Source organism: Oscillospiraceae bacterium NTUH-002-81, assembly GCA_032620915.1.
Classification (GTDB): domain Bacteria; phylum Bacillota; class Clostridia; order Lachnospirales; family Lachnospiraceae; genus JAGTTR01.
Map to the genome: position 1 here is coordinate 1170378 of CP136052.1, position 11746 is coordinate 1182123.

9 protein-coding genes and 2 pseudogenes are annotated in these 11746 nt (G+C 54.2%); 10 read left to right on the forward strand and 1 reads right to left on the reverse strand.

Annotated features, from left to right (window positions below; translation table 11 throughout):
* Nucleotides 1-58: 58 nt before the first annotated feature.
* From RJD28_05575 to RJD28_05585, 3 genes and pseudogenes are all read left to right on the forward strand, one after another.
* Complete coding sequence (locus tag RJD28_05575) at nt 59-982, forward strand: hypothetical protein (protein WNV58969.1); 924 nt, start codon at nt 59-61, stop codon at nt 980-982.
* A gap of 110 nt (nt 983-1092) precedes the next feature.
* Nucleotides 1093-1221, forward strand: a pseudogene (locus RJD28_05580) (EamA/RhaT family transporter).
* Nucleotides 1222-1312: 91 nt separating this feature from the next.
* A complete protein-coding gene (locus RJD28_05585) occupies nt 1313-1978 on the forward strand; it encodes a DMT family transporter (protein WNV58970.1) in 666 nt (221 codons plus the stop codon).
* A gap of 226 nt (nt 1979-2204) precedes the next feature.
* Here the strand turns inward: RJD28_05585 and RJD28_05590 are convergent, their stop codons facing one another.
* Nucleotides 2205-2552, reverse strand: coding sequence for a hypothetical protein (locus RJD28_05590; protein ID WNV58971.1), 348 nt, complete (start codon nt 2550-2552; stop codon nt 2205-2207).
* 445 nt (nt 2553-2997) lie between these two features.
* Between RJD28_05590 and RJD28_05595 the strand changes: the two genes are divergently transcribed.
* The 7 genes and pseudogenes from RJD28_05595 to recJ all read left to right on the forward strand — a co-directional run bounded on the left by RJD28_05595 (nt 2998) and on the right by recJ (nt 11744).
* Complete coding sequence (locus tag RJD28_05595; GenBank protein WNV58972.1) at nt 2998-3867, forward strand: radical SAM protein; 870 nt, start codon at nt 2998-3000, stop codon at nt 3865-3867.
* Nucleotides 3868-3934: 67 nt separating this feature from the next.
* Entirely contained in the window at nt 3935-4492 is a 558-nt protein-coding gene (locus RJD28_05600) for a hydrolase (GenBank protein ID WNV58973.1), read from the forward strand.
* An 82-nt stretch (nt 4493-4574) separates the two neighbouring features.
* Complete coding sequence (scfA, locus tag RJD28_05605) at nt 4575-4718, forward strand: six-cysteine ranthipeptide SCIFF (protein WNV58974.1); 144 nt, start codon at nt 4575-4577, stop codon at nt 4716-4718.
* A gap of 98 nt (nt 4719-4816) precedes the next feature.
* Nucleotides 4817-6179, forward strand: a pseudogene (gene scfB / locus RJD28_05610) (thioether cross-link-forming SCIFF peptide maturase).
* 137 nt (nt 6180-6316) lie between these two features.
* Entirely contained in the window at nt 6317-8470 is a 2154-nt protein-coding gene (gene secD / locus RJD28_05615) for a protein translocase subunit SecD (GenBank protein ID WNV58975.1), read from the forward strand.
* A gap of 980 nt (nt 8471-9450) precedes the next feature.
* Entirely contained in the window at nt 9451-9672 is a 222-nt protein-coding gene (locus RJD28_05620) for a 4Fe-4S binding protein (protein WNV58976.1), read from the forward strand.
* Nucleotides 9673-9959: 287 nt separating this feature from the next.
* Nucleotides 9960-11744, forward strand: coding sequence for a single-stranded-DNA-specific exonuclease RecJ (gene recJ / locus RJD28_05625; GenBank protein WNV58977.1), 1785 nt, complete (start codon nt 9960-9962; stop codon nt 11742-11744).
* The last annotated feature ends 2 nt before the right edge of the window (nt 11745-11746 follow it).

Here is an 11746-nt window from a genome sequence, read left to right on the forward strand (position 1 = left end):
ATTTATATATTTTAATCAAAAGATACACAGTTGGCAAGAGAAAGGATGAAATGCATTTATGCATGCGATATTCAGCTATACGACAGACCAGTGGCTGTTGTTTTTCTTTATTTATTGTTTTTTCGGATGGATTTTTGAGAGTACATATGTATCCCTGTGTAAGCACCGGTTTGTCAACCGCGGTTTCATGAGGGGGCCGTTCCTGCCGTTGTACGGGAGTGGCGCGATCCTTATGCTGTTCGTGTCTATTCCGGTGGAAAATCATCTGGTGCTCGTTTATCTGGCCGGCTGTATTGCGGCTACAGCGCTGGAATATGTCACCGGCGTGTGCATGGAGAAGCTGTTCAAGGTGCGTTACTGGGACTACAGCAAGCAGAAATTCAACTACAAAGGACAGATCTGTCTGTCCTCCACACTGGCCTGGGGCGGTCTGACCATTTTTCTTTTGAAGGTCATTCATCCGCCCATTGAACGGTTTGTGCTGGGGCTGAATGAACAGCTGGTGTCGGTGGTGACCCATGTGCTGACGGCACTGGTGGGAGTAGATATGGCACTTTCCTTCAAGGCAGCCCTGGATGTCCGGGATGTACTGGTGAAGCTTACTGCGTTGAAGGGAGATCTGGACAATCTGCAGAACCGGGCCAATGTGATCGTGGCTTTCGCCCAGGCAGACATGCTGGAGAAGAAGGAAGAACTGGAAAAACGGCTGGAAGGGCCGCTGGCAAGACTGGAAAGTACCGTCAGCCGTCTGGAGGCCCAGAAGGAAAAGCTGGGCGAGAAGCTGCCTGAGTTCGAGGGGCTGAAGACGAGAGTGGCTGTGACCCGGGAGAGACTGACCCAGGTGAAGAAGAACGGCCTGGATTTCTACGGCAGAAGCCTGTTGAAGAGCAGCCCGTCTGCCACCTCTGAGGAGTTTAAGGAAGCGCTGAAGATGCTGAAGGAAAGCCTGGAGGAACGGAAGCGCAAGGATCAAAAGGAATAACACTGCTGGAAAAGGTGGCAGCGGAAACCAATACATAGAATGAAGAAAATACTGACACAGGAGGAACCGGAAAAGGCTGTGCAGAAAAGAACAGGACGGAGAGAAGAAGCATGAACATCAACACGAAAAAAGCAAAAGGAAACGCGCTGCTGTTGCTGACAGCATTTATCTGGGGTATTGCATTTGTGGCCCAGAGTGCGGGCATGGATTATGTGGGGCCCTTTGCCTTTCTTTTTGCCAGAAGTGTCCTGGGCGGGTTGGTGCTTATCCCCTGCATCTTTCTGATGGACCACCTGACGCCGGAGGCGGAGCGGGAGAGAAAAGCGGCAGATGCCGAAACGACCGCTGCTGATCGGCGGCGTGTGCTGTGGCTGCGTGCTGTTTCTGGCCAGCAGCCTGCAGCAGTACGGCATACAGTATACAACGGTGGGAAAAGCCGGATTTATCACGGCGCTGTATATCATCATCGTGCCCTTTCTGCGGGTTTTTACGGGGCAGCGCATCCGGCGGAAGCTGTGGATCAGCGTGGCACTGGCCGTGGTGGGCATGTATTTTCTGTGCATCACCGAAGGTTTCTCCATCAGTGCCGGGGATTTTCTGGAGCTGCTGTGTGCAGTGGCCTTTGCCTGCCACATTCTCGTCATTGACCATTTTTCGCCCCAGGTGGACGGTGTGCGGATGTCCTGTATTCAGTTTTTTGTGTGCGCGGCGCTGGCGGGGGTGAGCATGCTGCTGGTGGAGCCGGTGTCTTTTTCGGCGATGACCCGGGCGTGGCTGCCCATCGTCTATGCGGGCGTGCTATCCAGCGGTGCAGGGTATACGCTGCAGATCCTGGCCCAGAAGGACACCGACCCGGTGGTGGCGTCTCTTCTGATGAGTATGGAATCGGTGTTTGCCATGCTGGCGGGCTGGGTGCTGCTGGGGCAGGCGCTGTCGCCCCGGGAGATGTTGGGCTGCGGGCTGGTTTTTGCCGGGATCATCCTGGCGCAGCTGTAGAGCATGCGAAAAAGACGTGAAAACAGGATGGAAAGCCTGTGACAGATGAGATCCTGAGAACAGAAAGAACGTAAATGCATAAGAATAAAAGAGAACGATGGAAGATTCCCGATTGAGAAAATTCCATCGTTCTTTTTTCATGATAAGAAAGTGTGTCCTATCCTATAGACGATATTATATTTGGCAGAAACGGCCAGCAGCAAGCTTTGCGAGCGTTGCTTCGGGCTTATTCCTGTCCGGGCTCCTCCTCGGCGATGGTGTCGGAAGACGGGGCATCACTGACGGTCACCTCTTCCTCGGGGGTATCCTGTGCAGGCTCAGAAGCATCCTGTGCAGGTGCAGCGGTGTCTGCGTTCTCTGTCTGGTGTGTCCGGTTCAGGGACACATATTCTCTGGAGAAGGGTTCGCCCGCTTCCTCCTGATCCAGTTCCTCGTCGAAGTCGTCAAAATCATCAAAGTCGTCGAAATCGTCCTCCTGCTTTTCCTGGCTGCGGTTTTTAACAAAATAAGCGGTAACTGCGGCTGCGATGGTGACCACAGCGGCAGAGAGGATCCATTTTCCGGATTTTTTCATATGAGATACATTCCTTTCTGTTGGAAATTGCTAGATGTCGAGATTTAAATCCCCCGACTTTGATGCCTGCGGATTGTTCCGTGCTACGCACTCCCACAATCCTCATCGACATTCGCATATCGTAGGATTATCATCCTACTTTTATGCTCATATCGGGGCGGGCCTCAAGGTCCTTCACCCACTTATGAGCAAGCTCATGTGGGTTTAGACCTTTTGGCCCTGGCATCATATCCTATATTGTAATACAAAACGGGAAAAAAGAAAAGGGAAAACTTTGCCGGAAACGCGGGAGAAGTTTGCGCGTCAGAAGGGGTACGTTTGTGTTGACAGGAGGGGGAAAGAGAATTAGAATACTTAAAAGATGTGTTTTTTCCTGTCAGGGGTAGGCAGGAGCATCGAGGATTTTCAGGAAGATGATGGGGCAAAGTAAAAGGAGCCGGAATATATGAGATATGAAGGAATGGTTTACAGACCCCCGAGTGAAGCACGCAGTTTGATCATACAGCTGACCATTGGATGTGCGAGAAATACGTGCACATTCTGCAGTATGTATAAGGAAAAGAAGTTCCGCGTCCGCCGGTTGGAGGAGGTGGCAGAGGATCTCAGATCTGCGAAGCAATATTACGGATCTTACGTACAACGGATTTTTCTTGCTGATGGAGATGCCCTGGTCGTGAAGACCGAGGATCTGCTCAGTATTTTGAAGGTTATCCGGCAGCTGTTTCCGCGGCTGGAACGGGTATCCGCATACGGGGCACCGCTGGATGTGCTGGCGAAGACACCGGAGGAATTGAAGCTTCTGAAGGAAGCCGGGTTGGATATGATCTATATTGGCGCGGAGTCCGGAGATGACGAGATCCTGCAGGATGTGAAGAAGCAGGCGACGGCAGAACAGATCCGGGAAGCCTGCCTGAAGCTGAAAGCAGCGGGCATCAAGGTATCTGTGACACTGATTTCAGGCCTGGGCGGCCGGGATCGTCTGGAGCAGCATGCCGTGGCATCCGGACGGCTCATCAGCGCTGTAAAGCCGGAGTATGTCAGCATCCTGACGCTGATGTTGGAGCCGGGCACACCGCTCTATGAGCAGCATAAGGCAGGAAAGTTTGAACTTCTGACCGCCGATGAGGTGGCCCGGGAAATGGTGTTGTTTCTGGAAAATACAGACAGCCAGGGAAGTATTTTCCGATCAAATCACGCTTCCAATTATGTGCCGCTGGGCGGAACCCTGAACCAGGATACGCCGAAGCTTCTGGCACAGCTTCATCAGGTAATGGAGCAGCGCGCTTACAAGCCGGAGGGCTTCCGGGGACTGTAAGACGCGGCTGTTTCAGCTGCCGCAGCTACAGGGCAGGCAGCAGGAACAACAGAAAAGAGGAAAAGATATGACCAGAGAAGAGGCATGGGAACTGCTGACAGAGTACAATCAGGACGCGTTCCATTTAAAACACGCCCAGACGGTGGAGGGCGTGATGAAATATTTCGCCAGAGAGCTGGGATATGCAGATCAGGAGGAGTTCTGGGGTATCGTGGGATTGCTCCACGACCTGGATTTTGAACAGTATCCCGAGGAGCACTGCATCCGTTCCCAGCAGATCATGAGAGAGCGGGGCGTGCCGGAGGACATCATCCACGCCACCGCCAGCCACGGATATGCCATTACGGTGGATATCCGGCCGGAGCATGAGATGGAGAAGGTGTTGTATGCCACGGACGAGCTCACCGGGCTTATCGGTGCGGTGGCGCTCATGCGGCCATCGAAGAGTACCATGGATCTGGAGCTGAAATCTCTGAAAAAGAAGTATAAAACCCCCAAGTTTGCGGCCGGGTGTTCCCGGGAGGTGATCCAGCGCGGCGCGGATATGCTGGGCTGGTCGCTGGACGAATTGCTGGAACGGACGATTTTGGCCATGCGGGAGGTTGAAAAGACTGTGGGATTGTGATATAATATCCCAGATATTACTGCGGGTGCCAGTTATCACTGCCGCGGTAGGACAATCGAGGAATGAACAGGAGGTAGATATCATGGCACATATCAAGACACTGAACACCAGAGGTTTACAGGGAACAATGAAGAAGGGCGGATGCGGCGAATGCCAGACATCCTGTCAGTCTGCATGTAAGACTTCCTGCACAGTTGGCAATCAGAGCTGTGAGAACGCAAGATAAATTCTGGTTATTCAGAAACTATTTATAATAAGCAGCGGCAACCTGCCGCTGCTTATTATGCTGTTACTTTACATTACACAGTTAGCAGGAGGATGAGAATGGTTCATCAATATAAGAACAACGGCCGGAATATCGTGCTGGACGTGAACAGCGGTTCTGTTCATGTGGTGGATGATCTGGCCTACGATGCCATTGCTCTTTATGATAAGAAGAGTGAGGAAGAGATCGTACAGGAGCTGAAGGGCAGCTACCCGGAAAACGATATCCGGGAAGTGCTGGAGGACATCCGGGCGCTGAAGGATGCCGGACAGCTTTTTACAGAGGACATTTACCGAGATTACATTATGGATTTCAAGAAGCGCAAGACCGTTGTCAAGGCGCTCTGTCTGCACATTGCCCATGACTGTAATCTGGCCTGTAAATACTGCTTTGCGGAGGAAGGCGAGTACCACGGCCGCAGAGCGCTCATGAGTTTTGAGGTAGGCAAGAAAGCACTGGATTTCCTCATTGCCAATTCCGGCAACAGAAGAAATCTGGAGGTGGACTTTTTCGGCGGTGAGCCGCTGATGAACTGGCAGGTGGTGAAAGACCTGGTGGCTTACGGCAGAGAGCAGGAGAAGATCCACGACAAGAATTTCCGTTTCACCCTGACGACCAACGGCATTCTCTTAAATGACGAGGTACAGGAGTTCGTCAACAAAGAGATGGGCAACGTGGTCTTAAGCCTGGACGGCAGAAAAGAGATCAACGACATGATGCGTCCGTTCCGGGGCGGCCAGGGCAGCTACGACCAGATCGTGCCCAAGTTCCAGAAGATGGCCGAGAGCCGGAATCAGACCAACTATTATGTGAGAGGTACGTTTACCCATTACAATCTGGATTTTGCCAAAGATGTACTGCACATGGCAGATCTGGGCTTCAAGCAGATTTCTGTGGAGCCGGTGGTGGCACCGCCGGAGGCAGATTACGCCATCCGGGAGGGAGGATGTGCCGGTTCTCTGTGAAGAGTATGACCGCCTGGCTGCCGAGATCGTGCGCCGGGAAAAAGCCGGAGAGCATTTTAATTTCTTCCATTTCATGATCGACCTGACCGGCGGTCCCTGTGTGGCAAAGCGCCTGTCCGGCTGCGGATCGGGAACGGAGTATCTGGCCGTGACGCCATGGGGAGATTTTTACCCGTGTCACCAGTTTGTGGGCCAGGAAGAGTTCCTTATGGGAAATGTGGATGACGGCATTGTCCGGGAGGACATCCGGGACGAGTTCAAGACGTGCAACGTGTACGCCAAGGAAAAATGCCGGGACTGCTTCGCCAGATTTTACTGCAGCGGCGGCTGTGCAGCCAATTCCTGGAATTTCCATCATTCCATCAACGATGTCTATGACATCGGCTGTGAGCTGGAGCGGAAGCGTGTGGAGTGTGCCATCATGATCAAGGCCGCACTGGCGGAGGATGAAGCATAAGCTGCAGGAAAACAGGCTGTACAGGTCTGCGGAGCAGCTGATCATAAATGTCTGTCCGGGCGCAGGGATTTTGGCCAGGCCCGCGGCAGAAGGAAAGATAAGGACAGAAAGATAGAAGAAAGGAAGTAAGCGAAAAGATGAAGAAGAGCAGAGGCGTGATCGTGATGCTCCTGACCGTGCTTGTCATCGGTGCACTGGGCTTCACCTGCATCAACGGGGTGGACAGCACCGGCAGCGGCGCAGCGAAGAATATCAAGCTGGGCCTGGACCTGGCCGGCGGTGTGAGCATCACCTATGAAGCCGAAGGAGATCCGACCAAGGAGCAGATGAAGGATACGGTGTACAAGCTGCAGAAGCGTGTGGAAGGCTACAGCACAGAGGCGCTTGTATATCAGGAGGGCTCTGACCGGATCAACATTGAGATCCCGGGCGTATCAGACGCCAACAAGATCCTGGAGGAGCTGGGCAAACCGGGTTCCCTGGAATTCCAGAATGAGGACGGGGAGACCATCCTTGCGGGAACGGATATCAAGACGGCAGAGGCCGGTACCCAGTCCAACAGCACCACAGGCAGCAAGGATTATGTGGTACAGCTGACACTGACCGACGAGGGTGCCAAGAAGTTTGCCGAGGTCACCGAAGCAAATATCGGCAAGCGCCTGCCTATCGTCTACGACGGTGAAGTGATCAGCGCACCTACCGTACAGAGTGCCATCACCGGCGGCGAAGCGTATATCACCCATCTGGAGTCCTTTGAGGCAGCAGACAATCTGGCTTCCACCATCCGCATCGGTGCCCTTTCCGTAGAGCTGAGCGAGCTGCAGTCCAAGACCGTAGGTGCCCAGCTGGGACAGACCGCTATTTCCACCAGCGTCAAAGCCGGTATCATCGGTCTGATCTGTGTGTTTATCTTTATGTGTATCGTATACCGGATTCCCGGTCTGGCAGCCAGCCTGGCGCTGGTTGTGTATACCGAGCTCATGCTGGCACTGATCAATGCCTTTGATCTGACACTGACCTTGCCGGGCATCGCAGGTATCATTCTTTCCATCGGTATGGCCGTGGACGCCAACGTCATCATTTTTGCCCGGATCCGGGAGGAACTGGCCACCGGCAAGACGGTGAAATCCGCCACCAAGATCGGTTTCCAGAAAGCCCTGTCCGCCATCGTGGACGGCAACATCACCACGCTGATCGCAGCACTGGTGCTGGGCATCAAGGGTACCGGAAGCGTCAAGGGATTTGCCCAGACACTGGGACTTGGTATCGTGCTTTCCATGTTTACGGCTCTGGTGGTCACCCGTCTGATCCTGAACGCATTCATTGCACTGGGCTGCAAGGACGTGAAGTTCTTCGGTGTGCAGAAGGAGCGCAAGACCATCAACTTCCTGGGAAAACGGAAGGTATTCTTTACCGCTTCCCTGGCAGTCATCATCATCGGTTTTATTTCCATGGGCATCCACAGATCCCAGGGCGGCGATATCCTGAACTACAGCCTGGAGTTCAAGGGTGGTACTTCCACCACTGTCACCATGCAGGATGACATGACCATTGACGAGATCGACAGTCAGGTGAAGCCCGTAGTAGAAGGCGTGACCGGAGATGGGGATGTACAGATCCAGAAGGTTACCGGCACCAATGAAATTGTGGTGAAGACGAGAAGCCTGTCCGTAGAGGAGCGCCAGTCCCTCAACGACGCGCTGGTGGATGCATTCTCCGTGGATGAATCCAAGATCACCTCCGAGAACATCAGCTCCACCGTCAGCTCTGAGATGAAATCCGATGCGGTCATTGCTGTGATCATTGCCACCATCGGTATGCTGTTATACATCTGGTTCCGTTTCAAGGATATCCGTTTTGCCACCAGTGCCGTGGCTGCGCTGGTACATGACGTGCTGGTGGTACTCACCTTCTACGCGGTGGCACGGATCTCTGTGGGCAACACGTTCATTGCCTGCATGCTGACCATTGTGGGATATTCCATCAACGCCACCATCGTCATCTTCGACCGGATCCGTGAGAATCTGGCAGCTATGAAGAAGAAAGACGAGCTGGAGGAGCTTGTCAACCGCAGCATCACCCAGACGCTGACCAGATCCATCTACACCTCCTTCACCACCCTGATCACCGTGGTCGTGCTGTACATTCTGGGCGTGACTTCCGTCCGGGAGTTTGCTCTGCCGCTGATCGTCGGTATCGTGTGCGGCGCATACTCTTCCGTATGCATCACCGGTGCTCTCTGGTTTGTGATGAAGAAAAAGCAGGAAAAAGCAGGCGCGAAGAAGGCGTAAATGGCCTGCGGGAAATAGAAAATAGTTACAGTTCACACGCGCCATTCGCAAAATCGCATCTTTGATGCTTTCCGCTGCTTCGCAGCTCATTTTTGCTCATTACCGGGCGCTCCCTTCGTATGTTCATGCAGCCAGATTTTCATGCAAGCATGGAATCTGGCTACAAGAGCATACGAGTGAACTGTAACAGAAAAATAGAGAAAACGTGCGTCCCCGGCGGGAATGGTGTAAAAGACTGTTCCAGGCCGGGGATGTATGCTATAATGATAGTGCGGGTTTGCGAGATGGATCAAGTTGCGAAACACATCGAAGGTTCCGCCTGCGATAGCAGGCAGTAGAGCACGATAGTGTGGGTTCGTGAGATGAAGAAGGGGGATTTTATATGGAAACTAAGAGAGTAACGGCTGTATATTTCAGCCCCTGCGGCAACGCGGGAAAAATTGCAGAGCGGATCGCAGCATCCATGGCGGAGGTGCTGCAGGCAGAGCGGGCGACGGTAGATTTTACCCTGCCGGGAGCGAGAGAGCAGGTATACACCTTTGGTCCGGAGGACGTGGTGGTGTTTGTGATGCCAGTGTACGCAGGTCGTCTGCCCAACAAGATGCTGCCCTGTGTGCAGGAGCTTTTTAAAGGGGATCACACGAAGGCGGTCATTGCCTGTTCCTACGGCAACCGGAGCTTTGGCGACGGTCTGACGGAGCTGCGGGATGAGCTGGTGAACAACGGTTTTGTGCCCTTTGCGGCAGCAGCCATCCCGTCAGAGCACTCCTTTGACAGTCGCCTGGCCACGGGAAGGCCGAACGCAGAGGATCTGGAAGCCATCGGTGCGTTTGCCAAGCAGGCGGCAGAGCGGATCACGGCGGGAACCGCAGAGACCATTGTACAGGTGCCCGGCAACAGCCCGGTGGGCCCCTTACTATACGCCCCTGGGACGGGACGGTCAGCCTGCCAAGTTCCTGAAAGCAAAACCTCTGACGGATATGGAAAAATGCAGCAAATGCGGGATCTGCGCAGGTGCTTGTCCCATGGGCTCCATCGAGGCAGACTGTGTGACCGTATCCGGTGTGTGCATCAAATGCCAGGCCTGCGTGCGGAAGTGTCCGGCGGGCGCCAAATATTTTGAAGATCCGGCCTTCCTTTCCCACAAGGAAATGCTGGTGGAGAACTTTACCGCAAGAAAAGAAAATGAATTCTTTATATGATACCAGAGGACAAAGGTCTGCATCCACGGGAGCTTGCTCACAAGTGGATGAAAGACCTTGGGACTCGCCCAGACATGAGCATAAAAGCGGGATGGTAATCCCGCGATATGCGAATGGATGTGTGAATTGTGAGAGTGCGGAGCACGAAGCAATTCACAGGTATCATCTGAAGGGGAGAAGAGACTATTGTTTCCTGGTGAAAGGGCCGGAAAGGATGGTCTCTTTTTCTCTGTATTTGCAAGTATCCCGAAACTTATGTTACAATGCCTTTTACAGGAGAGATCAGTATGACAGAAGAAAAATGGTTTGTAACAGCCAAGCGGGCGGATTTTCAGGGGATCGCGGACCGGTTTGGCATTTCCCCGGTGACGGCGCGCCTCATCCGCAATCGGGATATTGTGGGGGATGCGGCCATCGACGCGTACCTGCACGGCACGACGAAGGATCTTTCGGATCCCCGTCTCATGAAGGATATGGAGAAGGCGGCGGCCCTCATCGAGGAGAAGATCCGGGAAAAACGGCTCATGCGGATCGTGGGGGACTATGACATCGACGGCGTGTGTTCCTCCTACATTTTGCTCAAGGGCTTCCGGCAGCTGGGGGCGGTGGTGGATGTGCAGATCCCGGACCGCATCAAAGATGGCTACGGCATCAACGAGTCCATCATCCGCAAGGCAGCGGCGGACGGCATCGACACGATTGTGACGTGTGACAATGGCATTTCCGCCATCCCGGAGATTGCCCTGGCAAAGGATTTCGGCATGACGGTGATCGTGACAGACCATCACGATGTGCCCTTTGCGGATCAGCCGGACGGCAGGCGGGTGTTTTTACAGAGCGCGGCGGACGCGGTGGTGAACCCGAAACAGGCGGACTGCGCCTATCCCTTCAAGGTGCTCTGTGGCGCCGGGGTGGCCTACCAGCTCATGCATCTTTTGTATGCCCACGCCTTTGGGGAAGCGGAAGGGGCTGCCAGAAATGAGCAGGAGTTTCTTCCCTTTGCGGCCATCGCCACAGTGGGTGATGTGGTGGATCTCCAGGGAGAAAACCGGATTCTGGTGAAATACGGTCTGCGGGCGCTGGCCTTTGCAGATAATCCGGGGCTGCAGGCGCTGATGCAGGCATGCGGCGTGGATCCGGCGGCGGTGAGCGCCTACCATGTGGGCTTTGTGCTGGGGCCGTGCATCAATGCGGCGGGACGACTGGACACGGCCAGACGCTCGCTGGAGCTTTTTCTCACGGAGGATCCGGAAAAAGCAGTCCAGCTGGCCCAGGAGCTGAAAGAGCTCAACGATGCGCGCAAGGACATGACTCTTCGGGGCACGGAAGAGGCCAAAGCACTCATTGCCCGGAGCGATCTGAAAAACGATGCGGTGCTGGTGGTGCCGCTCTACAGCTGCCATGAGAGTCTGGCAGGCATCATTGCCGGGAAGATCCGGGAGGCGTACCACAGGCCCGCCTTTGTGCTGATCCGGGCGGAGGATGGGATCAAGGGCTCCGGCCGATCTATCGAGCAGTATTCCATGTATGAGGAACTGGTGAAATGCCGGCAGTATCTGGATAAATTCGGCGGACATCCCATGGCGGCGGGCCTGAGCATGCAGGAGGCGGCAGTGGATGATTTCCGTCGAGCATTGAATGCCAACGCGCGGCTGACGGCAGAGGATTTTATCCCCAAAGTGGCCATCGATGTGGCCATGCCCTTTGAGTATGTGACGGAGCAGCAGATCACGGAGCTGTCTTATCTGGAGCCCTTCGGCAAAGCCAACGAGAAGCCCCAGTTTGCCCAGAAGGATGTGGAGGTGTGCAGTGCCCGGGTGTTGGGGAAAAACCGGAATGTCCTGCGCCTGTCCCTGCGAAGTCCCTTCAGCCCGCTTCTTGTGGATGCGGTATCCTTTGCAGACCCGGCGGCATTTGACGCCTACGTCCGGCAGAAGTTCGGCGACGTGGAGGCGGAGAAGATGTATCTGGGCCGGAAGAATGCGGTGCGGCTTTCTGTGGTCTATTATCCCGAGATCCACACGTACCGGGGAGAAAAAAACATCCAGATCGTGGTGAAAAATTACCGGTGATG